Annotated in this window: 17 protein-coding genes; 7 read left to right on the forward strand and 10 right to left on the reverse strand. The window is 69.2% G+C overall.

The genetic code is table 11. The features are described 5' to 3' along the window. Positions 1-109: 109 nt before the first annotated feature. Both ALA01S_RS17395 and dinG read right to left on the reverse strand, forming a co-directional pair. Positions 110-850: a YceI family protein gene (locus ALA01S_RS17395; protein WP_066338740.1), complete on the reverse strand. Its 741-nt coding sequence runs from the start codon at positions 848-850 to the stop codon at positions 110-112. 12 nt (positions 851-862) lie between these two features. After that, positions 863-3,001, reverse strand: a complete 2,139-nt coding sequence (gene dinG, locus ALA01S_RS17400) for an ATP-dependent DNA helicase DinG (protein ID WP_066338743.1) — start codon at positions 2,999-3,001, stop codon at positions 863-865. Positions 3,002-3,238: 237 nt separating this feature from the next. Here dinG and ALA01S_RS17405 point away from each other — a divergent pair, with 237 nt between their 5' ends. After that, the gene (locus ALA01S_RS17405) at positions 3,239-4,162 is read left to right on the forward strand and encodes a YihY/virulence factor BrkB family protein (protein ID WP_169805950.1); all 924 of its coding nucleotides are present in this window, start codon (positions 3,239-3,241) and stop codon (positions 4,160-4,162) included. Positions 4,163-4,204: 42 nt separating this feature from the next. On the opposite strand, the gene ALA01S_RS17410 is transcribed toward ALA01S_RS17405, so the two are convergent. After that, entirely contained in the window at positions 4,205-4,807 is a 603-nt protein-coding gene (locus ALA01S_RS17410; protein ID WP_238455842.1) for a diguanylate cyclase, read from the reverse strand. Between the two features lie 289 nt (positions 4,808-5,096). Further along, positions 5,097-6,566: a replication initiation protein gene (locus ALA01S_RS17415; RefSeq protein WP_084267673.1), complete on the reverse strand. Its 1,470-nt coding sequence runs from the start codon at positions 6,564-6,566 to the stop codon at positions 5,097-5,099. Between the two features lie 844 nt (positions 6,567-7,410). Here ALA01S_RS17415 and ALA01S_RS17420 point away from each other — a divergent pair. Continuing rightward, entirely contained in the window at positions 7,411-8,670 is a 1,260-nt protein-coding gene (locus ALA01S_RS17420; protein ID WP_238455843.1) for an AAA family ATPase, read from the forward strand. Next, complete coding sequence (locus tag ALA01S_RS17425) at positions 8,667-9,701, forward strand: ParB/RepB/Spo0J family partition protein (RefSeq protein ID WP_066338755.1); 1,035 nt, start codon at positions 8,667-8,669, stop codon at positions 9,699-9,701. Before ALA01S_RS17420 ends, ALA01S_RS17425 begins: the two co-directional genes overlap by 4 nt. Positions 9,702-10,424: 723 nt before the next feature. Here ALA01S_RS17425 and ALA01S_RS17430 read toward each other — a convergent pair. Both ALA01S_RS17430 and ALA01S_RS33160 read right to left on the reverse strand, forming a co-directional pair. Next, positions 10,425-12,590, reverse strand: coding sequence for a site-specific integrase (locus tag ALA01S_RS17430; protein ID WP_066338758.1), 2,166 nt, complete (start codon positions 12,588-12,590; stop codon positions 10,425-10,427). Beyond that, positions 12,587-12,784 carry a hypothetical protein gene (locus ALA01S_RS33160; RefSeq protein WP_157119088.1) on the reverse strand — a complete coding sequence of 66 codons (198 nt, stop codon included), beginning with the start codon at positions 12,782-12,784 and terminating at the stop codon, positions 12,587-12,589. Before ALA01S_RS33160 ends, ALA01S_RS17430 begins: the two co-directional genes overlap by 4 nt. Before the next feature lie 106 nt (positions 12,785-12,890). Here ALA01S_RS33160 and ALA01S_RS17435 point away from each other — a divergent pair, with 106 nt between their 5' ends. Beyond that, positions 12,891-13,253, forward strand: a complete 363-nt coding sequence (locus ALA01S_RS17435; RefSeq protein ID WP_066338767.1) for a hypothetical protein — start codon at positions 12,891-12,893, stop codon at positions 13,251-13,253. Between the two features lie 13 nt (positions 13,254-13,266). Here ALA01S_RS17435 and ALA01S_RS17440 read toward each other — a convergent pair whose 3' ends face one another. The 4 genes from ALA01S_RS17440 to ALA01S_RS17455 all read right to left on the reverse strand — a co-directional run bounded on the left by ALA01S_RS17440 (position 13,267) and on the right by ALA01S_RS17455 (position 20,841). Continuing rightward, complete coding sequence (locus tag ALA01S_RS17440) at positions 13,267-13,905, reverse strand: nitroreductase family protein (protein WP_084267674.1); 639 nt, start codon at positions 13,903-13,905, stop codon at positions 13,267-13,269. A gap of 412 nt (positions 13,906-14,317) precedes the next feature. Next, positions 14,318-15,733, reverse strand: coding sequence for a hypothetical protein (locus ALA01S_RS17445; RefSeq protein WP_157119089.1), 1,416 nt, complete (start codon positions 15,731-15,733; stop codon positions 14,318-14,320). A 573-nt stretch (positions 15,734-16,306) separates the two neighbouring features. Beyond that, a complete protein-coding gene (fdhF, locus tag ALA01S_RS17450; protein WP_066338771.1) occupies positions 16,307-19,135 on the reverse strand; it encodes a formate dehydrogenase subunit alpha in 2,829 nt (942 codons plus the stop codon). After that, positions 19,132-20,841, reverse strand: a complete 1,710-nt coding sequence (locus tag ALA01S_RS17455; RefSeq protein WP_066338773.1) for an NADH-ubiquinone oxidoreductase-F iron-sulfur binding region domain-containing protein — start codon at positions 20,839-20,841, stop codon at positions 19,132-19,134. Before ALA01S_RS17455 ends, fdhF begins: the two co-directional genes overlap by 4 nt. Before the next feature lie 121 nt (positions 20,842-20,962). On the opposite strand from ALA01S_RS17455, the gene ALA01S_RS17460 reads away from it, so the two are divergent. From ALA01S_RS17460 to ALA01S_RS17470, 3 genes are read left to right on the forward strand one after another with little or no spacing between them, the layout of a single operon-like run. Continuing rightward, the gene (locus tag ALA01S_RS17460) at positions 20,963-22,060 is read left to right on the forward strand and encodes a substrate-binding domain-containing protein (RefSeq protein WP_066338774.1); all 1,098 of its coding nucleotides are present in this window, start codon (positions 20,963-20,965) and stop codon (positions 22,058-22,060) included. 47 nt (positions 22,061-22,107) lie between these two features. Beyond that, a complete protein-coding gene (locus tag ALA01S_RS17465; RefSeq protein WP_066338776.1) occupies positions 22,108-22,560 on the forward strand; it encodes a hypothetical protein in 453 nt (150 codons plus the stop codon). A 28-nt stretch (positions 22,561-22,588) separates the two neighbouring features. Then, positions 22,589-23,056, forward strand: coding sequence for a DUF6152 family protein (locus tag ALA01S_RS17470; protein ID WP_066338778.1), 468 nt, complete (start codon positions 22,589-22,591; stop codon positions 23,054-23,056). The last annotated feature ends 10 nt before the right edge of the window (positions 23,057-23,066 follow it).

Here is a 23,066-nt window from a genome sequence, read left to right on the forward strand (position 1 = left end):
GCGCCGGGCGAGCACGCCGGGCGTGGACGGGCACCGGGGCCGACCGTTCTTCTCCTGGGCGGGCCGGCGCAGTGTCCCATGCCCGCACGGGGTCTTGCCTTGATCCGGCTCAAGCCGGCGGCCGCGGCGCGGCGCCATCGGGGTCGCGGCGGGCGCGCAGCTCGAAATCCATCTCCAGCCGGTCTTCCACGCGCAGCGCGCCGCCCAACACCGTGAGCGGCTGCATGCCGAAGTCGCTTTGCAGCAGCACGAGGCGGCCGCGCCCGCGCAGCTCGCCGCGCTCGGCCTGCCAGTCCACCGCCACGCGCTGACGCCGCGTGACGCCGTGCAGGGCGATCTCCACGTCCACTTCGGCGGACGGGTGCGGCTCGGCCGACAGGCGCAGCCGCGCCAACGGAAAACGATAGTCCTGCAGCACGCGCTGCAGCATGTTGGCGCGCGTGCCCTCCACGGCGGCGGGCGTGGGCTGCGTGTCCAGCGCGTAGCGCGCGCGCAGCGCGGGGTCGTCCACGACCAGCCCGGACAGCAGCACGGTGACCTCGCCCTCGGCACGGCTGCCGCCGCCGGCCGGCACGCTGAAATGCCCCTGCAGCGCCGGGTGGCTGACGACGTGGTCATGGCCCAGGCGGGCCAGCGCGCCGCCGCGACGCACGAGCACGGCGATCTCGGAGCGGGCGGGGTCCAGCGTGTAGGTGCCGGGCTCGGCGCGCAGCGTGGCGGGCGGCGGCACGGACTGGCCGGCAGGCGCGGCGGGCGGCGGCTGCGGGCCGCCTGGGTGCGGGCCGCAGGCCGTGAGGACCCAGGCCAGCAGGGCCGGCAGCAGGCGGTGCGGGGCGGGCGACGGCTTCATGGCGGTGCCGCCCTACCCCTCCCCGACCTCCAGCACCGTTTCCTTGCCGCCCTTTCGCAGCAGCTTGGCAAACGGGGGCAGCCCGGCCAGGAGCTGGCGGCCGAAGGGGGTCGTCGCCAGGCGCGGGTCGTAGCACACGAGCGTGGCGCGGTCCTGCTCGCTGCGTATGCCGCGGCCGGCCCACTGGTTCAGGCGCACGCCGGTGGCCGGCACGGTCAGCTCCACGAAGCTGTTGCGGCCCTTGGCCTCCAGCCACTCGCTGCGCGCCTCGGACACCGGGTCGCTCGGGTTGGCAAAAGGCACCTTGGGCATGAGCACCCATTCGCACAAAGTTCCGGGCAGGTCCAGGCCTTCGCCGAAGCTTTGCAGCCCAACCAGCACCGAGCGCTGGCCGCGGGCGACGGCCTCGCGGTGGCGGCGCAGCAGCTGCTCGCGCGAGGCGCTGCCCTGCACCAATAAATCGTTGCGGATTTCCACCGGCATGGCTTCCACCACCGCGCGCAACTGCACCCAGGACGAGCACAGCAGCAGCGCGCCGTGCTGCACTTCGCGCAGGTCGCGCGCGATCAGGCCGGCGCACTCGCGGTTGTGCGCGGCCGGGTCCTTGGGGCTGGCTTGCGTGGCCACGACGATGAAGCGACCCTGCTGCCCGTAGTCGAAAGGGCTTTGCACCTGCAGCGTGCGCGTGCCTTCCACGTGGTCCAGGCCGGCGTCGCGGACGAAGAAATCGAATTTCCCCAGCGCCCGCAGCGTGGCCGAGGTCACCACCGCGCCGCGCAGCCGGCTCCACAGGTTGCGCTGCAGCAGCCCGCCGGCAAACAGCGGGCAGGCCTTGGCGTCGAGCTGCACCACGCCGCCCTCGGCGCGGAACTCGAACCACTTGGCGGGGGGCATGGCGCCCTCGTCCAGCATCAGCTCGGCCGTCTCGACCAGCTCGGTCAGGCGCCGCGCCTGCGGGCCTATGGCCAGCATGTGCGGATTGACTTGGGCGGCGCTGTCGGCGTCCTCGCCGCGCTTGCGGCGCATCCAGTTGGAGAAGTCGGCGAGCTTGGATTCGGCCGCGGCCGCCACCTGGTGCAGCTCGTCCCAAAAGCCGTGCAGCTCCTCGGAGAGCTTGCCGTGGGTCAGGCGCACGCGCAGCGGCTCGCTGCTGGCCGATTCGGCGTGGGCCTGGATGCGGGTGGTGTAGGCGTCCAGCAGCGCGCGGGCCAGTTGCGCGAGCTTTTCGCGCAGCGCGCCCAAGGAGTCCGGCAGCGACTCGGCGGGATAGTCCAGCTCCGAGGCGGCGGCGGCCAGCGCCCGCTCCAGGCGGGTGGCCCAAGCGGTGCTGGTCAGCGCCGTTTCACTGGCGCCGTGCGACAGCGCGATGGCGGGCAGGTGGTGGCCTTCGTCGAAGACGTAGATGGCGCGCTCGCCGTTGGGCAGCGCGGACTTGTCGCTGCGCAGCGAGGCCAGCACCAGGTCGTGGTTGGCCACCAGCACGTCGGCGGCGGCGGCCACGCGCTTGGCGCCGTAGTAGAGGCAGTCCTGGTAGGCCTCGCAGGCGGGGCCCGTGCAGGCGTGGCGGTCGGCGGCGATGCGGCCCCAGCCGGCCAGGGCCTCGCCCTCCAGGCTGTCGCGCTCGCCGTCCCAGGCGCCGGACTGCAGTTTGCGCTGCAGCTTCTGGAACACGGCGGCGTCGGCCTCGGCGGCGCCCTGCTGCGCGGGCTCGGCCAGGTCGAACTCCTCCTGGGCCTGGCCGCTGGCCTGGGCGTCGAGCTTCAGGAGGCACACGTAGCGGCCGCGGCCCTTGAGCATCGCGTAGCTGAAGGGCTCCTGCAGCGTCTTGGCCAGCTCCGGCAAGTCCTTGTGCATGAGCTGCTCCTGCAGCGTGATAGTGGCCGTGGACACGAGCAGCTTCACCTTGCGGGCGCGGGCCAGGTGCAACCCGGCGAGCAGGTACGCGCGGGTCTTGCCCACGCCGGTGCCGGCCTCGATGACGGCGACCTTGGTGGCGGGCGGGTTGGCGGGGTCGAAGTCGGCCTCGGCCAGCGTGTCGGCGATGGCGTGCAGCATCTGCAACTGGCCCTCGCGCGGCTGGAAGCCTTCGAGCCGGTCGGCCAGGCCGAAATACTGCGCATCCAGCACGTCGTGCAGCGCCTGCTTGTCCATGGGTCCCAATGAAAAAGCCCCCGGCGAAAACGGTGCGCAGAGCGCGCGGCGGGGGCGTGGATAAAAAACCAGTGGACAGTGTAATGGCGCCCTCCTCCCACCCTCGCCGCCTAAGGCCTTGGGCCGGCCGAGGGCCGTGGCGGCCTGCACGCCCGTGCTGGGAACGCGCATTGCACCGCAGCAAGCCAGGACCATGATTACGAAAGCGAGGCGCTCATGCTTGGCGGCGTGTCTTTGATGCAGTTCTTCAAGGAGCTGTACCAGGAGATCAGCGACGACGACATCTTCAACGGCGCCGCGGCGCTGGGCTTCTACCTGACGCTGGCCATCTTCCCGGCCATGATCTTCGTGATGGCCGTCATCCCCTTCCTGCCCATCCCGCATGTGGACCAGGCCATCATGGACCTGCTGCGCCAGGCCATGCCGGCCAACGCGGCGCAGCTCTTCGCCAGCGTGGTGCAGGAAATCACCGGCGAGCAGCGCGGCGGGCTGCTGTCCTTCGGCTTCCTGGCCACGCTGTGGGCCACCTCCACCGGCATGTACGCGGTGATGCAGGAGCTCAACATCACCTACGACGTCAAGGAGGGCCGCGGCTTCGTCAAGGCGCGCGCCACGGCCATTGGGCTGAGCATCCTGTTCGTGGTGCTGATGGTGGGTGGTTTCTCGCTCATCGTCCTGGGCGGCGTGATCCAGGAGTGGCTGGGCCAGTACTTCAATCTCAACCAGGCCGTGCTGTGGTTCTTCGCAGCGCTGCGCTGGGTGATCATCGTGGCGGGGCTGATGCTGGCCTTCGCCCTCATCTACTACCTGGCGCCGGACGTGAAGCAGAAGTTCGTCTTCATCACGCCGGGCAGCGTGCTGGGGGTGATCGCGTTGATCATCGCCTCGCTGGGCTTTGCCTTCTACGCCACCAACTTCGGCAACTACGACGCGACCTACGGCAGCATTGGCGCGGTGATCGTGCTGATGCTGTGGCTCTACATCGTGGGGCTGGTCATCTTGCTCGGCTCGGAGATCAACGCCCTGGTGGAGCACCACGCCGCCGGCGGCAAGCAAAAGGGAGAAAAGGTCGAAGGCCAGGCCGCGCGCGACCCCGGCACGCGCCGGCGCGTGCAGGCCGTGGCGCCCGAGCACGGCGGGGTGCAGCACAAGCGCGGTTGACGGGGGCGGGCGGCGGGGCCCATTTGCTGCCTGGGTGCGTTTTCAACGAGCTGCGCGCACGGCCTCTCGCAGCCGCGAGCGCTGTGCGGCCTTCACCGCGGCGCGGCGGCAGCGCAGCGTTTCCTCCGCAAACGGCAAGGCCACCAGCAGCGTGCCGGCCACCGCCACGGCCCACACGTATTCAAGCGGCAGCGGCTGCGCCTTGAGCCTGAACGTCCAGTCCGCCGCCTCGCCCCGGCCCAGCAGCGCGGCGGCCTGGCCGCGGTGTATGAGCGCCAGCGACACGAAACCCACCCAGGGCAGCGAGAACTGCAGCGCGTGGAACCACTGTTCGACGGGCGGGATGCGCCGGCGCGGGTAGGCAAAGCGCAGGTCCCACCAGGTGGTGAGCTCGTGCGCGGCGCACAGCACCAGCAGCAGCGCCAGCACGCCCGCATTGAGTTCCAGCAGCAGCGCGGCGGCCAGCGCCGAGCCCATCTCCAGCAGCATCAGCCAGTGCAGCAGCGACTCCCTGGTGCCCGCGCTGTCCTCGATGCGCTGCGCGCGGTGGCAGAGCCAGTCGCCAAAGCCAGCCAGCAGCCACAGCGGCATCAGCCCCCACGCCAGGAGCCGCTGTAGCAGCGCGGCCGTCGCGTCCAAACCCATGTCGATGTCCATCGCGCGGGCGGGGCAATGCCCATGCCCCGGCGGCCCGGGTGTTCCACCGGGCGGTACCGGCGCGCGCATGCCCTCAGCGCCAAGCGGGTCACGCAGCCCATCGGGTACGGCGCGGTGCACACGCCCTCAACTTCGAGCTCGCGCGCGGGCCGCTGGACTGCGCTTTCCGGGACAGTGCCAGCGGCATCCACGGCCATCACGGCAGTGGACCACCGGAAGCGCGAGCACTTTTCGTGGAAACGCGGGCCCGAGGCGCAGCCGAAGGCGAAGGCGGCGCTCAGCCGTCGCCCAACTCGGCGGCGATCTCCAGCAGCTGCTGCGGCGTGGGCTGGTCCCAGGCGGGCCCGTGCGTGCCTTGCGCATACCAGCGCACCATCTCCGGCAGCACCAGCGGGTGCTGCCAGCCGCTGGTCTGCAGCCGCTTGCGGATGGAGGGGTGCACCTGGCGCGCCTGCATGTCGGCAAGCAACTGCTCGCACAGCTCGGCCTGGGCTTCAGGCGAGAGTGCGGCAATGTCGTCCACCACATGCTCGCGGCGGCGCCGCAACCAGGCCTCCACCCACCGCGCCTGCCGCCGCGCCGAGGGTTTCACGGACCACTCCCCTGCCCCGCCGTCGACGTCGGCCGTGGTGGCCGTGGCCGCAGCTGTCGCCTCCTGGGGTGCGGCCGTGGGCGCGAACCGCGGCGTGGTCAGCGGCGGCGGCGCGGGCTCGGCCACCGCGGGCGGCGCGGCCGGCTCGCCGGCCAGGAGGGCTTTCAGATAGCGCGCCGGGTCGCGCAGCGGCTCGGGGTAGCTGGAGGCCACGCGACGCGCCAGCAGCTCCAGTGCCGCCTGCACGGCCGCGGGACCATGGGCCTGAATGAAAGCCTCGGTCTTTTCCTCGGCCACCCCCAGCGCCTGCGCACGGCCGACGATCTGCAAATCGACGGGCTGCACGGCGGCAGGAGCCGGCAAGGCGGCTTGCGGCTTTGGTCGGATGAGGAACTGGATGTCGCTGATGAAGCGGCCTTCCTTGTATTCGGCCAGCTCCACCTGCAAGTCCGTGAGCGCGTTGACCTCGGCGATGGCGGGCTTGAGCGTGTCGCGCTTGAAGATGCGGTATTCCAGCTTGGCCGTGCGCTCGCTCTCGGGCTGGCCGCTGAGCACCGGGCGCCACCAGCGCCAGTGCTGGCGCGAGGTGCGGCCCACGTCCTTGTAGCGGGTGCAGATCTCGTAGAGCGCGATGCCGGCGTGCGAGCGCAACTGGCTGATGATTTCCAGCTTGAGCCGCGCGAACACGCTGGGCTCCAGCAGCTCCTGCTTGAGGTTCACCGCGTAGGACCACTCCACCCAGACCTGGCCGCGCTCCTTGGTCAGCCGCGCGTGCGCGAGCAGGCCGCTGACGTTCCAGGCCATGCCCTCGCCCGTGGTGGGCGACTGCCACTCCACGGTGGTGGAGACCATGGCGCGCAGGTGCTTCTTGATCAGGGCGTGGTCGTTGGAGTCGAAGTCCACGCCGCGGACGATGCGCTCCAGCGGGGCGCGGAACACGTCCTTGTCCAGCCCTTGCGCCTGCGCCTCGTGCAGCAGCACGTTGTAGCTCTTGCGCCCAAGGGACGTGATGCGCGCCGACTTGGGAACGATGGCCAGCGTGTTGACCGGCTTGCGCACGGTGACGGCACGTGCCGGCGCACCGGTGCCGCCACCGCCTGCAGCGGGGGCTTTGCGGCGCCGCGCACTTGGGCGGGGGGAGTCGTCGCTGGGCATGGCGGGCACTGTACCCCACGCGTGAGAGGGCGCTTTCACATGAAAACGAAAAGCGCCACGCTGTCCTTACCGAAAACTCTCACCTGTGTGCAAGTGGCCGGGATGGTGGCTGTGCACGTGCCGGCAACCGGTGACTCCTGAAAAGTCTCACGTTCGAACGCGCCGATTCTTGCCGGAGTGCGGCTCACGGATTCCCGAAAAAGCTCACCTCAATGCCATGAGATCGAAGCCGGTGCAGGCAGGCTCCGCGTCCCGAAAAGGCTCACGTCCACCACGCGGCAGCGCTGCGCAGGACACATCGGCATGTCCCGTAAATGCTCACCTCAATGACCGCTGGCGCAGGGTTCTGTTTCCGCCAGGACGCCTGCGCCGCCGGCCGTCCGGGTTTGCCGCCTCATGCGGTGGGCAGGGCGGGGCGGTCCGGTGCATCCCGAAAATCCTCACGTCAGTTTGCTCAGGAGCCATCAGCTTGTGCACAGGCCCATCGCGCCAGTGACCCCGAATCCGCTCACGTGTTGTCCCGCAAAGGCTCCATGTCGTCCCGTATCCCTGCACGCACGGCCCCGAACATTCTCCGCAATGTCCTGCATCCACTCACGTGAAATGAGTTAAGTCTTTGTCACACAAAGACTTTTTTCAGGCTAAAGGTATTGAATGTATTAAAGGCTCTGAACTATCCAAAGCGTCGCGGCGTTTTAGTCAAGGCAAAAAGACTGTGGGGTGTCGCGCGGAAGGGACGTACCCATCGAACGCTGCTTTGCAACAAACTGTCCACTTGACACAATGCGCGCGAATCCAATGGCTAGCGTCAAGCTGGCTCCGACTGACAAGCAGTGAGGGATCCGTGTTGGACAAGATAGAACTCAAACCGCCCAAGCCCATCGGCCTGCAGGACATTGCGGACCAGGCCGAGCGAGCGGTCGCCATGATGGGTCAGATCCGCAGCGCCATGCTGGCGCCCACGGCGCGCAAGAACGCGCCGGTGTTCAATTTGAGCCAACTGGCCGCCTTGTGCGGCATCGAAAAGGGCAGCCTGAGCCATCGCATGACGCGCGGCGACTTGCCCGGCGGCAAGCTCAACGAGGCGGGTTCGCGGCGCGAATTCAGCCTGGCCGAGGCGCGGGCCTGGATCCGCGAGTACCGCAAGGAGCAGTTGCGCCCGGCCGGCGCCGAGGCCGTGACGCTGAGCATCGGCAACTTCAAGGGCGGCGTGTCCAAGACGACCACCGCCGTCACGCTGGCGCAGGGCCTGTCGCTGCTGGGCCACCGGGTGCTGGTGATCGATACCGACCCGCAAGGCTCGCTGACCACGCTGTTCGGCATCCTGCCCGACACGGAGGTGGTGGAACAGAACACCATATTGCCGCTGTGCATGGGCAGCGAAACGTCCATCCGCTACGCCATCCAGCAGACCTACTGGGACGGCATAGACCTCGTGGCAGCGGCGCCGGTGCTGTTCGGTGCGGAGTTCGCGCTGCCGGCGCGGCAGACGCAGGAGCCGGGCTTCGAGTTCTGGCGCGTGCTGGATCTGGGCATTGACGACGTGCGCGCCGACTACGACGTGATCATCATCGACACGCCGCCGGCCCTCTCCTACACCACCATCAACGCCTTCATGGCCAGCAACGGCATCATCATGCCGCTGCCGCCCAACGCGCTGGACTTCGCCTCGGCGGCGCAGTTCTGGAGCTTGTTCTCCGACCTGACCACCGAGCTGCTGGGCCGGCGCGGCCTGTCCAAGGAGTTCGACTTCATCCACGTGCTGCTGGCGCGGGTGGACTCCACCGATGCGGCCAGCACCATCGTGCGGCAGTGGATTGGGCAGACCTACGCCGAGAAGGTGCTGCCCGTGGAGATCCCGAAAACCGCCGTCACCGGCGTCACGGCCGCCGAGTTCGGCACCGTGTACGACGTGGCCCGCTACGACGGCAGTGCCCGCACCTTCAAGCGCGCGCGCGAGGCCTACGACTCTTTCGTGGGCCACGTGGAGGGCTCCATACGCTCCGTGTGGGCGCAGCAGCAGCAGCGCTCCGGCGTCGCGCCGGTCTGTGCGGCCAAGGGTGTTGAACCGTTCAACACCCGCAAGGCGAGGGCACGTGCATGAGCAAGAAGTTGGCAGCCAAGGCGGGGCTGATCCAAATGCCGCCGGTGCCGGGCAGTGCGGCGGCGGCCGCTGCGGCGCCCATGGCGGGTGACGAGAGCCGTGCCAAGACGGCGCCAGGCTCCATGCTGCAGTTCCTGTCCACGCAGTCGGCCGCCATCAAGGAGGCCGAGGATCTGAAGGAGCGGCTGCGCGAGTTCGACGGCGCGGTGCCGGTGCGCAGCCTGGACGCGGCTTCCATCCGCCCGTCGCGCTGGGCCAATCGGCACGAGGCCAGCTTCAGCGATGCGGAGTTCCGCGAGCTCAAGACCGAAATTGAGGCGGCCGGCGGCAACGTGCAGCCGGTGAAGGTGCGGCCGCTGTCGGCGGCCGAAGCCGCGTCGGCCGGGCGGGGCGTCCGCTACGAGCTGGTCTTTGGGCACCGCCGCCACCGCGCCTGCCTGGAGCTGGGCCTGCCGGTGCGGGCGCTGATCGAGGAGGTCAGCGACCAGCAACTGTTCGAGGCCATGGAGCGCGAGAACCGGGGTCGCAAGAACCTGAGCCCCTGGGAGCAGGGCTGCATGTACCGCCGCGCGCTGGATGAGGGCTTGTATCCCTCGCTGCGCAAGCTGGCCGAGTCGGTGCAGGTGGACGTGTCGCTGGTGTCCAAGAGCCTGTCGCTGGCGCGGCTGCCGGCGGCCGTGGTGGAGGCGTTTGCCTCGCCGCTGGAGATCCAATTCCGCTGGGCGCAGCCGCTATCGGAGCTGCTGCAGAAGGACCCGGACACCGTTCTGGCGCGGGCTCGTGACTTGAAGGGGCAGGGCCAGGCATTGACGGCGCAGGCGGTGTTCAACGCGCTCACCGGTCAGGAGGTCGTGCCGGCCGCGCGCTCGGCCGCTGCCCATGTGCGCCGCGACGGTCGCAAGCTGGCCACGCTGTCGCGCGACGCGCGGGGCAGGGCGTCCTTGCGTTTCGAGGCGGGAGTGCTTGCACCGGAGCGGGAGGAGGAACTTCTCCAACTGGTCGAAGACTTCATACGCCGGCAACCGGCGTGAGTCACAAGGCGCCGCAAGGCGCTTTTTTCTTGGCGGAGTGTTGAACGGTTCAACACCTCGTCTTGGCGTTGAAAACAGGGTGACGGCCATGGCGCCGCAGCGTGTTGGGTAGCCACGGTGTTGAACGATTCAACACCGCTGTGCGCCCACTGCCCAACATCGTTGTACCGGCCGACCACGACAGGGTGTTGAACGGTTCAACACGCACCGGGCTGCCGGCTCATGAGCGGCTGCAAGGCTTGCCGGCTGCTGCTGCATCGCATGAACGCATCCACACAACACAACTTGGGCTGGCCACAAGTGTTGAACGGTTCAACACCCCTGAGCATCCATCACCAGCCCGCGTGGCCAGGGCCTGAGAGGCCGCTGGCTTGACTGGACTGGGCGACAGCCTTCGTGGAGGGCAGGGCAGGGCAGGGCAGGGCAGGGCAGGGAAGACGTCGGCAGCCCTCCCGAAAACCCTCACATGGATCCTCCGGCTTGAATGCCCGCGCGCCACGGGCATGGAAGCGACGCGGCAACGGCCGGCGCCATGAAGGGCTGAGAACCTGCGCCCACTTCCCAGCAACGACGCGGGCCTCGACCAAGGCCTCAGGCACGACGGCGGGCGACACGGTAGAGCGCCGCCATACGCAGGCCAGGGTGTTGAACGGTTCAACAAGCCTATGCAGGATTTCCGTCAAGCGCTTCCCGAAAATCCTCACACGGCTGTTAAACCACCCATCAGCCCGTCCCGCGGCGCCTCACCTTGGCCAGCTCCCGCACCATGAACTGTTGCTCCGGCCGGGTGTAGAGCGATGTGGTCTTCAAATCCGCATGCCCCATGGCGCCCATGAGCGCCACTGGAAGCACGCCATCGGCCGCTGCGTTGTTGGCGAAGAAATGGCGCAGCCAATGCGTGGAGGCGGCGTTGAACGCCGTGCCGTCCAGTGCAGGTTCGGCCTCGTGCGCGTGCTCGCCGGCGTGGCGCAGCAGCCGCTTCAAGGACTGGTAGAGGGCGGACGGCTCCAGTGCGCCCCAGCGGTCGGCCTGGCGGCTGGCGTCCAGCACGGGCACGCCCGCGTCGTCCAGGCGCCAGCGCGGCACGGCAGGGCGCAGGGCGCCTATGAGAGGGCGGAGAGGGCGTTCGGCCATGCCGTCCTGGCCCGCCGTGGGGTCCCCAGCGATGGCGGCAGACCCGGCCGGCGTGAGCAGCGTGCGCAGCGGTGCGCCGGGCTCATGGCCTATGCCCGCGGCTTCCATGTCCGCCTGGTGGCGATCAATCAACAGCTTGATGTCGTCGTAGATGGGCACGCTGCGCCGACGGTGGCCCTTGCCCAGCACGTCCAGCATCCACAGCGCCTGGCCGTCGAACACCTCGCGCCGCAGGCCGGACAGGCGTGCCGTGCACAGCTCGATCAGCCGCAGCCCCGTGGTGGCGCCCAGCTCCAGCACCAGCCGCAGCCGGCGCAAGCTGCGCGCGCGCGCGGGCTTGGCATCCGATCCCAGGTCGGCCAGGCCGCCAGCCGCGCCGGCTTCGCCGTACAGGCGTTCCCAGCAGGCCATCAGCCAGCGCCATTGCGCCTCGTCGAAGCTGCGCCGCACGTCTATGCCCGGCCGCGGCAGTTTCAAATGCGGCGTCACGCCGGCCGCGGCGCTGGCACCCAGATAGCCGGCCTTCATCAGCGCCCCCAGCAGCGAGGCCACGACGGTGAGCGCATGCCGCTGCGACAGCGGGCTCAAGGGGCCACGGAACGGGCGCCAGTGCTCGCTGTCGCGGCTTTCCTGGCGCGGCTGCAGCCAGTCGCCCGGCGGGTTGGCGACGAAGGCGCGGTAGGCGTGCAAATCCTCCTCCGTCACCGACGACAGCGGTTTCCTGCGCACACACAGGCACCAGAGGTAGAAGCGCTCAGCCTCGCGCGCGTAGGAGGCATGCGTGCGCGGCGACATGGCATAGCGGCGCAGCCAGCCCTCTATCGCCTCCAGATCAGTCTGCGCACCCAGCACGTTGGGCGTGGACAGGCGGAAGGTGCCGCCCCGGCCGTCGAGCTCCGGCGGCACCGCCAGGCGCTCCAAAGGGACGATGCCCAGCCGCCTGTCCTGCACCGTCGCCAAGGCCCGTCCACGCGCCAGCGCCAGTTGTTGGGCCGGCTGCAACGCGGTCTCGCGCAGCGGGTGCTCAAGCGCCGCGGCCAGGGGTTGCAGCCACACCAGCAGGCGCCGCGCGCGTACTTCGCCCAGGCCGCGCACCAGCCGGAACCAGCGCGCGCCGTGCACGTTGGCGAAGTCCACCAGGTCGCGCAGCGTGAGCAGTCCGGCGCTGCGCAGCGAGGCCGCCAGCGCCGGTGCCAACCACTGCGACAGCGCATCGGCGAGCGCCGGCGGCGCCGACAACGCCGCCGCCAGCCGGTTGAGCGCCGCCAGCCGTGCGGATCGCGGCAGTGCCAAAGCCGTCGCCAGCGCGGGTTGCGGCAGCGCAGCGGCGTCCAGGCCGAATTCATCTTGATACGCCTGCAGCCATTCGGCCGGGGTCCGGTCCTGCGCCTCCAGCCCGCTTTCGGTGCAGCACTGGGCCACCCAGTCCTCCAGGCCAGGAAGTGATCCGGTTGCCGGGCCGGGTGCGGGATCGGACAGCGCCTCGGCCGCGATGTCCTGCAGGCCGTGAGCGCGGGCCGCTTCGGCCACGTGCCGGCGCAGCCGCCGCAGTTGGGCCGCGAAGTGCCGCTCGTCGTCCGGCCCACCGGCGAACGCCATGTAACGCTCCCAGGCACTGCGCAAGCCCACGCCTTCGGCCAGCGCGCGCAGAAAGCTGAAGTGGTGCAGCCGCAGCAATGCATGCGGCGCGGCCACTTCGGCCTTGCTGCCGGGCGGACGGCCGCGGCGTTTGGCTGTGCAACCGTTCGCCGTCATGACGCCACGGTTCCTGAGCCATCCATACCGTGCTGCGCAAAACAGCCGTCATGCACCAAGGTTTGGCCCGCCAGCATGGCGGGACGGGTCAGCTTCGAGCAAACGTCAAAGCGTTGATGGAATTGTTCTTGTACCTGCATAACAAGAATTATCAGGGTATCAATGGAGCGTTGAAAATGATGGCGGTTTCTCACGGGCCTGGGCCACTGAAGGGGCTCGTCCGTCCGCCTGGTCCGCACCGCTCACGCGCCAAGGCATCAGCCGCAGCCGTGGGCGGGCGCTGCGCCTACCATCGCGGCCATGTCACCCCTGCTGTCCAAGGCCCTGGCCGAAATCGAACCTTTCATTGCCGAGCGCGGCTGGATCGCGCCGGCGTCCATCGCGCTGGAGGAAGCCGATCACCTCATCGCCGCCACCGCGACGGCTTGGCCACCGCCGGCGGTGAACGCCGAGCCGGACGGCGCCATCGCGCTGGAGTGGGAAGCCGGCGAACACGGCTGGCTCAAGCTCAGCGTGCGTGGACAAGGCGAGGTGGCGCACGAGGCCGTCATCGCCGGCGACGAGTTCGAAAAGGTCGAGTTCTGGACGCCCGCGCCCTCGGCGGACGCGTTGCCCGCTTGGGCGCATGAGCTGCTGCGCCGCCTGTGGCCGTGCGACGCGTGAAGCGGCCGCCGGCTTAAAGCTCGCTCAGGATCTCGTGCGGGCTGGCCCGCGGCCGCATGGGTTTGCGCTGCGTCACCGTACCCACGCTCACAAAACAAACCGCTTCCTCGCCGGGCTGCAAGGCGAAAAGCTCGCGCAGCCGTGGCGACTGCATGGCCTGGCCGCTGGTCAGCCCGGCGCCGAAGCCCATGGCATGTGCCAGCAACAGCAGGTTTTGCAGCGACGCGCCCAAGGACACCATGCGCTCCAGCACCGGCATGTCCGGCTGCGCCGAGCCCAGGCGGGCGATGGCCAGCATCAGCAGCGGTGCGCGGTGCGCCTTCTCCCGTGCGGACTCGCGCTGGTCCGCCGTGGCCTGCGCGTCGCGGTCCAGCAGCGCAGCCTCGAACACGTCGGCCAGCAGCGCGCGCTTCGATGCCGGGATGAGCACGAAACGCCAGGGCCGCAGCTCGCCATGGTCCGGCGCCGCGGCCGCAGCCTGCATCAGCCGATGCAACTGCTGCACATCCGGGCCCGGCGCCACCAGGCGCTTGGGCAGCACGTTCTGGCGCGAGGCGATCAGCGCCTGGGCCAGCGCCGCAACGTCGTCCTCGGCGCCGACGACAGCAACAGCGTTGGAATGCGGGAGCGAAGGCGGGGTCGGCAACGTCATGGCGGGTACAGCGGCGGCGAAATACTTCTGCGGGCCAGAGCCCGGGGGCGCCGGCATTGTCCTGCATAGCTTCGGTCCGCTCCCGTCCCGGACAGCCACGCACAGACCTCCAAACGGCACCCAAAAAAAATGCCCGCGGGACGGTTCCATGAACTGTCCAACGGGCTCGGGGAAAACGTGAAGAACCGGTAATCCTTACAAAACCCTGCCGGTCACGCTTGCAAAAGCAAACATCATCGACAGGGTTGGATATTCCGTATGGTGAAATCTGGGCTTGTCTGACAGAAAGCTGACAAGCGCGTCCCTCTCATGTCGGCTTGGCCGGTGTTCTTCTTGTCATCCAGGGAGGGGCCATTTCAGCCGGTCCTGGACGCTTTGGAGCCCGTCAAAGCGGGCTCGGCCAATCGCCTGATTAAGGCAGGCGCGCAGCGCAGTTGCCGAATTTGGACGGGCAGGCTGCGCTCAGGCCGCCGGCACCGCCATCGGGGAATGCTTCACCCTTGAACATGCTCAGCACGTCCTGCCAGGGATTGTGGCGGTCGGTATAGCGATACCAGAACATGTAGTTGGCATACAGCTTGTCGCGGGCGAAGCGGTAAATATCGCGCACGTCCACCTGGGTGTAAGGACCGCCATGGCGCACGGCGTTATAGCAATCCGACTCCACCTTCATGCCGATGGGCACAATACCCTTGGCTTCAGGATTGAAGCGGTAGGCGGATTTGTTGAGGTCCGGGTCGTTGATGAAAACGTCGGGGCCGCCCATGCCCACGCCCTTGTCCTTCATATTGGCAAACAGCGGCGGTACCAGGTTGGACGGGTAATTGATGAATTGAATCACCACGCTGTTGGGAAAAGCCTGGCGCGCGGCGGTATCCACCTTGGCGAGGTTGGCGAAGAATTTCTCCTTCTGCGCGTCGCTCATGGGGCGGACCAATTGGCCAAAGGCAGTTTCGTTGAAGGTGATGCCTTCAAAGCTGTTGTCGTTGTTGTAGCGGCGGCCCAGCGCCTGGACCAGCGCGATCAGGCGGTCGCGCACCTCGTCGTCGTACAGCGCCGCGTTCTCGCCAAAGGTGCCGATGATGGTGCCGATGCGGAAGGCGCCACCGCTGTACTGGTCGGTGCGCATGTAGTTGGGGATGGCCGCATCACCGTTGAACGTCTTGGTGCCCAGCGTCAGGAACAAGCGCTTGCCCTTGGCCTTGGCCTTGGTCAGGTAGCGGTCGACGCGGGAGAAGTCGTACTCACCCTTGCCCTTTTCCAACTGGCTCCAGTTGGCACGCACCATGATGCCCTTCACGAAAGGCATGCTCGCGGTTTCACGCAGGCCGGCATCGATCATGAAATCGCTGGCCTTGGAGCCATATTCGACGTAGTGGCCGGGGTTCCATTTGACGGTGGAGGCGGCGGCGTAATCGGCGGAAGCCAAATACGAGCCGTCGCTGTATTGCTGGCGCACAAAGGTCAGCGGGTCGAGCTCAGGCAACTGGGCAAAATCATCGGCGCCATAACGGATGGAGGAATCCTCCGTGTCCGTTTCAGCCGCGGAAATGGAGGCCGAGACGGTGCTCGATTCCGCGGTGGACGTTGAAGTGGAAGCCGTGGAGGTGCTGGCGGAAATCGCCGACGCCGTCAGGCTGGATGAAGCGAACAATTCCTTGGCCGCTTCAGTCGCTTGTTGGGTGCCGGAATTTGCCGCGACGGCCGAAACCGATTCGGTTTGGGCGGCATTTTCCTGTTGGAGGTCACTGCCTCCACCGCATGCGCCTAGAAAAGCGGAGCATGCAAGCGCAATGGCCAAAAGTTGCCTTTGGGTCATGATATTCATTCGAGTAGTCAACAGCACGCCACGGAAAACATGCACAGGGCATGTATTTCCGGGCCTCGGCGAAGAGTTACTGAGGCGTGGCGCTTGGGCACGCCTCGTCACTCAGGGTCGTCATGGATTGCGTTGCACGTCTGTTCGTGCCGCGGAACGAACAATGCCACGACATGCTTTGGCACGCGTTACGGCATCTTTGGAGGCGTAAGTGGATGCAGTTAAGCCCCGGCAGCGATGCTGACGGGGCATTTGTGACGAAGGTCACACAGGCAACCGTTGTGCCCGCCCCGGTTTGGAAGCTCTCTGTTGCGCCCGTTGCTGCAGGTGGGGACTTGAGACGGGGCGTGCTTCCAGATGACGAAACAACGGGTTTGAAAGGCCTTTTTTCGGCCCATGCGCGCGCAACCGCTGTAACGCCTGCATGGCCCGTTCAGTTGACCAAAGACGGAGCCGGCGTCACATCCCATAACGAAGAAGCCGCCTTTTGCGGCACGCCAGAGGCCCTTGCAGGCTCCTGCGCGCCGCCCAAGGCGGCTCAAACAGCACCAAAGGGCCTGCGCCCCGGCGCTTTTTGCATCGTCAGGCGGGCTGCAGGCGCGCCGCCGTGACCTTGAAGCCCGGAATCTTGGCCACGGCGTCCAGCGCGTCGCCGGTGAGCGCGTTGGCCGCGGCCTCCCAGAAGGCAAAGGGAATAAAGAGCTGGCCGCGCTGCACCTGGTCGCTGATGCTCGCGCGCGCAACCACCTCGCCGTGGTGCGTCTGCAGCCTGACCATGGCCCCGTCGCTCACGCCCTGGCTGGCCGCGTCCAGCGGATGCAGGCTCACCAGCGCCTGCGGCGTGATGGCGTCCAGCATGCTCGCGTGCCGCGTCATGGCGCCCGTGTGCCAGTGCTCCAGCACGCGGCCCGTGGTCAGGACGAAGGGGTACTCCTGGTCCGTGCGCTCCACGCCGGGGCGGAACTGCGTGGGCACGAGCCGCGCGCGCCCGTCGGCCGTGGGAAAGCCGTCTATGAAGACGACGGCTTGGCCCGGCGCATCCTCCGCCGGCGCGGGCGTGACCACCGCCTCCTCGCGCTGCAGCCGCGTCCACGGCACGCCCGCCAGCGGCGCCATCACGCCGCGCATCTCCTCATAGACGCGCGCCACCGGCGCCTCGGCGGCGGCTTGCCCGTCGCCATCCTCGTCGCGCCAGTAGTTCCAGCCCGCGCCCAAGCGGCGGGCCAGCTGCTCGATCACCCACAAGTCCTGCCGCGCCTGCCCCGGCGGCGCCACTGCCGGGCGGCCCACCTGTATCAGCCGGTCGGTGTTCGTGTACGTGCCCCATTTCTCAGGCTGCGCCGAAGCCGGCAGGATGACGTCGGCCAGCAGCGCCGTTTCGGTGGCAAAGATGTCCTGCACCACCAGATGCTGCAGCTCGCACAGCGCCTGGCGCGCGAAGTTCAGGTCCGGGTCGCTCATGGCCGGGTTCTCGCCCTCCACGAACAGGCCGCGGATGTGGCCCTCGTGCGCCGCGTGCATGATTTCCACCACCGTCATGCCCGGGCGCGGGTCGATGTCGCTGTGCCACAGCGCCTCGAACTGCGCGCGCACGGCCGCCTCGCTCACGCGCTGGTAGTTGGGCAGCATCATAGGGATGAGCCCCGCGTCGCTGGCACCCTGCACGTTGTTCTGGCCGCGCAGCGGGTGCAGCCCCGTGCCGGGACGGCCTATCTGGCCGGTGATGAGCGACAGCGCGATGAGCCCGCGCGCGTTGTCCGTGCCGTACACGTGCTGGCTCACGCCCATGCCCCACAGGATCATGGCGCTGCGCGCGGTGGCAAAGGTGCGCGCCACTTCGCGAAGGGTGTCCGCCGGAATGCCGCAGATCTCGGCCATGCGCTCCGGCGTCGCCTCCGCCACCGAGGCTTTCAAGGCCTCGTAGCCCTGCACGCGCGCGGCAATGAAGCCCTCGTCCACCAGGCCTTCGGCAATGATCACGTGCAGCAGCCCGTTGAGCAGCGCCACGTCCGTGTCCGGGCGGAACTGCAAATGCCACTTGGCGCGGCGCGTGAGCTGCTGGCGGCGCGGGTCGGCGATGATGAGGGTTGCGCCCGCATCCACCGCGTTCTTGATGAAGCTCGCGGCCACCGGGTGGTTCACGGTCGGGTTGGCGCCGATGAGGAAGATCACTTCCGCCTGCGCCACGTCCGCCACCGGGTTGCTCACCGCGCCGGAGCCGATGCCTTCCAGCAGCGCCGCCACCGAGCTGGCGTGGCACAGCCGCGTGCAGTGGTCCACGTGCGAGCTGTGAAACACCTGGCGCACCAGCTTCTGGAAGAGATAAGCCTCCTCGTTGCTGCCCTTGGCCGAACCAAAGCCCGCCAGCGGCGAGTCGAAGCCGGGTTGCGCGGCGTCGCGGATGCGCGCGAAACCGCCCGCGGCCAGCGCCAGCGCCTCGTCCCAGCTCGCCTCGCGGAACAGCTCGCTCAGCGGCTTGGCGCCGGACTTCACCGCCTCGATGTCGGCCGGGCTCTTGGGTACGCCGTGGCGGCGCACCAGCGGCACGGTCAGGCGGCGCGGGTTGTGGATGTAGTCGAAGCCGTAGCGGCCCTTGACGCACAGCCGGCCCTGGTTGGCCGGGCCGTCGCGGCCGGTGACGGTGTGGATGCGCTCGCCGCCCTGGCCGTCGGGGCCGACGTTCCAGGTAAGCTGGCAACCCACGCCGCAATAGGGGCACACCGAGTCCACCTTCTTGGTGATCTCCGCCAGCCCCGCGCCGCGCGCGGGCATGAGGGCGCCCGTTGGGCAGGCCTGCACGCACTCGCCGCAGGCCACGCAGCTGGACTGGCCCATGGGATCGCCCGCGTCGAACACGATGCGCTCGGCCGCGCCGCGCAGCGCCAGGCCGATCACGTCGTTGCCCTGCTCCTCGCGGCAGGCGCGCAGGCAGCGCGTGCACTGTATGCAGGCGTCCAGGTTGACGGCGATGGCGGCGTGGCTCAGGTCCGGCGCGGCGTAGCTGCGCGCGCGCTGCGGCAGCCGGCCGCGCGGCACGTCCAGGGCGTTCGCCCACTGCGTCAGCTCGGACTCACGGGTGTATTCGTCCGTGCTGCCGGCGTCGCTCACCAGCAGCTCCAGCACCATGGCGCGGGCCTTGACGGCGCGCGGGCTGTCGATGTTGACCTTCATGCCCGGCGCCGCGGCGCGGCAGCAGGAGGCCGCCAGCGTGCGCTCGCCCTCCACTTCCACCACGCACGCGCGGCAGTTGCCCACGGGGCGCAGGCCATCCTTGTGGCAGAGGTGCGGAATCTCCACGCCCTCGCGCATCGCCACTTCCCACAGCGTTTGGCCGGGCAGCGCCTGCACCGTGCGGCCGTCGAGCTGCAGCTCCAGGGTTTGCAGTTCCGGGGTCGGGACGCGTGCGTTCATGGCTGCAGCTCCTGCGGGAAGTAGTTGATGACGCAATCCACGGGGTTGGAAGCGGCCTGGCCCAGGCCGCAGATGGAGGCGTCGCGCATGACTTGGGAGAGCTCGGCTATCAGCCCCGTGTTCCAGCGGTCGGTGGCGATGAGCTCCTCGATCTTGGCCGTGCCGCTGCGGCAGGGCGTGCACTGGCCGCAGCTTTCCTCGGCGAAGAAATGCATGAGGTTGCGCGCGGCATCGGTGGCGCGGTCGTGCTGCGACAGCACCATCACCGCCGCCGAGCCGATGAAGCAGCCGTGCGGCTGCAGCGTGTCGAAGTCCAGCGGCACGTCGGCCAGCCGCGCCGGAAGGATCCCCCCCGACGCGCCGCCCGGCAGGTAGGCGTACAGCTCGTGGCCCGGCAGCATGCCGCCGCAATACTCGTCGACCAGCTCGCGCAGCGTGATGCCCGCCGGCGCCAGGTGCACGCCGGGCTTCGCCACGCGGCCGGACACCGAGAAGCTGCGCAGCCCCTTGCGCCCATGGCGGCCCTGGCCGGCAAACCACTGGGGGCCGCGCTCCACCAGGTCGCGCACCCAGTACAGCGTCTCGAAGTTGTGCTCCAGCGTGGGCCGGCCGAACAGGCCGACCTGCGCCACGTAGGGCGGGCGCAGCCGCGGCATGCCGCGCTTGCCTTCTATCGATTCGATCATCGCGGACTCTTCGCCGCAGATGTAGGCGCCCGCGCCGCGGCGCAGCTCGATGGTGGGCAGCCCGCCCGCGGGCGGCGCGGCGTGAAGGCGCTCCAGCTCGGCCTCCAGCAGCGCGCGGCAGCCGTGGTACTCGTCGCGCAGGTAGATGTAGATAGCCTCCACGCCCACGGCCCAGGCGGCGATGAGCGCACCTTCAAGGAAGCGGTGCGGATCGCGCTCCAGGTAGTGGCGGTCCTTGAACGTGCCGGGCTCGCCCTCGTCGATGTTCACCGCCATCAGGCGCGGCCCCGGCTGCTGGCGCACCAGGCGCCACTTGCGCCCGGCCGGAAAGCCCGCGCCGCCCAAGCCGCGCAGGCCGGCGTCTTCCAGCGTGGCGAGCACGCTCTCCAACTCGCGCTCGCCGCGGCGGCAGGCTTCCAGCAGCCGGTAGCCGCCCGCGGCGCGGTAGTCGTCCAGGTTCGCGTAGGGCTCCGGCGCGTGCGCGGTGACGCTGCCCTGCACCTTCTCCACCACCGCCTCCAGCGTGGCGTGCGGCACGGGATGCTGGTGCACCACCGCCACCGGCGCCTGCTCGCAGCGGCCCACGCAGGGCGCGGGGATGACGCGCACGTCCGCGTCCAGCAGTTGCGGCAGCTTTTCCAGCAACGCGTGCGAGCCCGCCAGCGAGCAGCTCAGGCTCTCGCACACGCGCACCGTGAGGCGCGGCGGCGCCGGGTAGGCGCCCTGCGCGTCCTCGCGCACCACGTCGAAGTGGTGATAGAAGCTCGCAACCTCGTACACCTCGGTCTGCGCCAGCTTCATGCGCTGGGCCAGCGCCGCCAGGTGGTCGGTGCGCAACTGGCCGAAGCGGTCGTTCAGCGCGTGCAGGTGCTCAATCAGCAAGTCGCGCCGCAGCACCAGGTGGGCGGTGGTGGCCTCGACGTCGGCCAGCGCTTGGGCCGTCACGGGGCGTTCGCGTTGCGTGCGCTGGCCCCGGCGCGGGGCGTCCGCCAGCGGGCGGATCGGGATCACGCTGCTCATGGCTGTCTCCTTGCGGGCGGCTATGTCGAAGCCGCCATATGTTTCAATCAACCGAAATCCGGTCCGGCTTGCTCGGCAAGATAGCCCTGTGGCCTGGATCAAATATGCAAGGTCTTGCCAGATGTTCCGCATTCGCATCACACCGCGCTGGGAGCTGGGCCGGCGCGACGGCGCGGCGGCCGAAGGCGGCGTGCCGGCCGAGGCCGACACCACCGCGCTGATCGCGCTGCTGGCCGCCATCGCCGAGACGGGCGCCATTGCCGAGGCCGCGCGCGTGCAGGGCCTGAGCTACCGCAGCGCCTGGGGGCGGATCAAGCAGGCCGAAGCGCTGTTCGGCCAGCCGCTGCTGGTGGCGGGGCGCGGGCGCGGCTCCACGCTCACGCCGCTGGCGGAAAAGCTCATTTGGGCCGACAAGCGCATTGCCGCGCGCTTGTCGCCGCTGCTGCAGTCGCTGGCCTCGGAGCTGGAAGGCGAGCTCGAACGCACGCTGCCCGTGCCCCCGCGCGCGCTGCGCCTGCACGCCAGCCACGGCTTTGCGGTGGCGGCGCTGCTGGAGCAGCTGCAGGCGGCGTCCTTGGGCGTGGAGCTGCGCTACCGCAACAGCTTTGAATCGGTGGCGGCGCTGTCGCACGGCGAATGCGAGCTGGCCGGTTTCCACGTGCCCATAGGCGAATTCGAGGCTGCTGCGGCGCAGCGCTACGCGCCCTGGCTGCGCAACGAAAAGCATCGGCTGGTGCACCTGGCGGTGCGCACGCAAGGCCTGTTCGCCGCGCCGGGCAATCCGCGGCGCATCAGCAGCGTTGCCGACCTGCGCCGCCCCGACCTGCGCTTCGTCAACCGCCCCGCGGGCTCCGGCACCCGGCTGCTGACCGAGCTGCTGCTGGCGCGCCACGGCATTGCGCCGCGGGAGGTGGCGGGTTTTGACAATGCTGAATTCACGCATGCGGCGGTGGCCGCCTTCATTGCCAGCGGCATGGCCGACGTTGGGCTGGGCGTGCAGACCGCCGCGCAGCGCTTCGGCCTGCACTTCATCCCGCTGCTGCGCGAGCGCTATTTCCTGGCCTTCAACGCCGCCGACGAGAGGCGGCCGGACCTGCAGGCGCTGCTGTCGCTCATGCAGTCCCCCACCTACCGCGCCGCGGTGGCGGCGCTGCCGGGCTACGAGGCCGGGCGCACGGGAGAGGTGTGCGGGGTGCGGGAAGCGGGGCTGGCGGCGTGACCGGCAGGCGGTGCCAAGCGCCACGCGGCTTCCTATAAGGTCAAGCCATGGCCGACCTTTCCGCCCTCGAAGCGCCCGCCGCCCTGGCCTGGGTGCAGTCCCATGCCTGGGCCTATCCCGCGCTGGAAGCTGCGCACATCACCGGCATTGCGCTGCTGCTGGGCAGCCTGGTGGTGTTCGAGCTGCGCGCGTTGGGCGCGGCGCGCGAATTGCCCGCTCTGGCGCTGGCGCGGCTGGCGCTGCGGGTGGCCGTGGCCGGCTTCGCGCTGGTGGCCGCCAGCGGGCTGCTGATGTTCGGCAGCCAGCCCGGCGAGATGCTTTCAAACCGCTTCTTCGTCGCCAAGCTCGCGCTGGTGGCGGCCGGCGGGCTCAATGCGCTGCTGTTCCACTGGCGCGGCGGCATAGAGCGGCTGGACGGCGTGGCGCGGGCGCAAGCCCTGTTGTCCATGGGCTTGTGGCTCGCCGCCATCCTCTGCGGCCGCTGGATCGCCTACGCCTGACCAGGCAGGGAAAGGATTTCACGTGGACATGAAACGACGACTGTTGATCGCTTCCGGTGCCTGTGCGCTGCTGCCCACGGCGCGCGCCCACCACGGCTGGAGCAGCTTCGACCAGAGCCGGCCCCTCTACATCGAAGGCGCGGCGCGCGAGGTGCACTGGCGCAACCCGCACGCGGAACTGGTGCTGGAGCTGCCGCCCACGCCGACGCTGCCGGCCGACCTGCGCCAGCGCGCGCTGCCTGCGCAATCGGCCAGCGTGGACGGTGCAGCCTTGCTGGCCAACGCCAGGCTGCCCAGCCGCACGGACAAGCGCTGGACGGTGGAGCTGGCGCCGCTCACCCGTATGCAGGCCTGGGGCGTGGCGCCCATCAAGCCCAACGCCAACGTGGGCGTGCTGGGGTTCACGTACGCCGGGGAAAAGGGCGAGCCGGTGCTGCGGGCGGAATACCTGTTCGTGGACGGCAAGGCGTATGGGTTGAGGTCGTCGCCGGCGTGAGGCTGTAAGT

This window comes from Azohydromonas lata NBRC 102462 (assembly GCF_001571085.1).
GTDB classification, from domain to species: domain Bacteria; phylum Pseudomonadota; class Gammaproteobacteria; order Burkholderiales; family Burkholderiaceae_C; genus Azohydromonas; species Azohydromonas lata.

Coding starts and splice junctions, on each gene's coding strand:
- ALA01S_RS17395 (WP_066338740.1), bottom strand. CDS start 850: ATGAAGCCGTCGCCCGCCCCGCACCGCCTGCTGCCGGCCCTGCTGGCC.
- dinG (WP_066338743.1), bottom strand. CDS start 3,001: ATGGACAAGCAGGCGCTGCACGACGTGCTGGATGCGCAGTATTTCGGC.
- ALA01S_RS17405 (WP_169805950.1), top strand. CDS start 3,239: ATGCAGTTCTTCAAGGAGCTGTACCAGGAGATCAGCGACGACGACATC.
- ALA01S_RS17410 (WP_238455842.1), bottom strand. CDS start 4,807: ATGGGTTTGGACGCGACGGCCGCGCTGCTACAGCGGCTCCTGGCGTGG.
- ALA01S_RS17415 (WP_084267673.1), bottom strand. CDS start 6,566: ATGCCCAGCGACGACTCCCCCCGCCCAAGTGCGCGGCGCCGCAAAGCC.
- ALA01S_RS17425 (WP_066338755.1), top strand. CDS start 8,667: ATGAGCAAGAAGTTGGCAGCCAAGGCGGGGCTGATCCAAATGCCGCCG.
- ALA01S_RS17430 (WP_066338758.1), bottom strand. CDS start 12,590: ATGACGGCGAACGGTTGCACAGCCAAACGCCGCGGCCGTCCGCCCGGC.
- ALA01S_RS17435 (WP_066338767.1), top strand. CDS start 12,891: ATGTCACCCCTGCTGTCCAAGGCCCTGGCCGAAATCGAACCTTTCATT.
- ALA01S_RS17440 (WP_084267674.1), bottom strand. CDS start 13,905: ATGACGTTGCCGACCCCGCCTTCGCTCCCGCATTCCAACGCTGTTGCT.
- ALA01S_RS17445 (WP_157119089.1), bottom strand. CDS start 15,733: ATGAATATCATGACCCAAAGGCAACTTTTGGCCATTGCGCTTGCATGC.
- fdhF (WP_066338771.1), bottom strand. CDS start 19,135: ATGAACGCACGCGTCCCGACCCCGGAACTGCAAACCCTGGAGCTGCAG.
- ALA01S_RS17455 (WP_066338773.1), bottom strand. CDS start 20,841: ATGAGCAGCGTGATCCCGATCCGCCCGCTGGCGGACGCCCCGCGCCGG.
- ALA01S_RS17460 (WP_066338774.1), top strand. CDS start 20,963: ATGTTCCGCATTCGCATCACACCGCGCTGGGAGCTGGGCCGGCGCGAC.
- ALA01S_RS17465 (WP_066338776.1), top strand. CDS start 22,108: ATGGCCGACCTTTCCGCCCTCGAAGCGCCCGCCGCCCTGGCCTGGGTG.
- ALA01S_RS17470 (WP_066338778.1), top strand. CDS start 22,589: ATGAAACGACGACTGTTGATCGCTTCCGGTGCCTGTGCGCTGCTGCCC.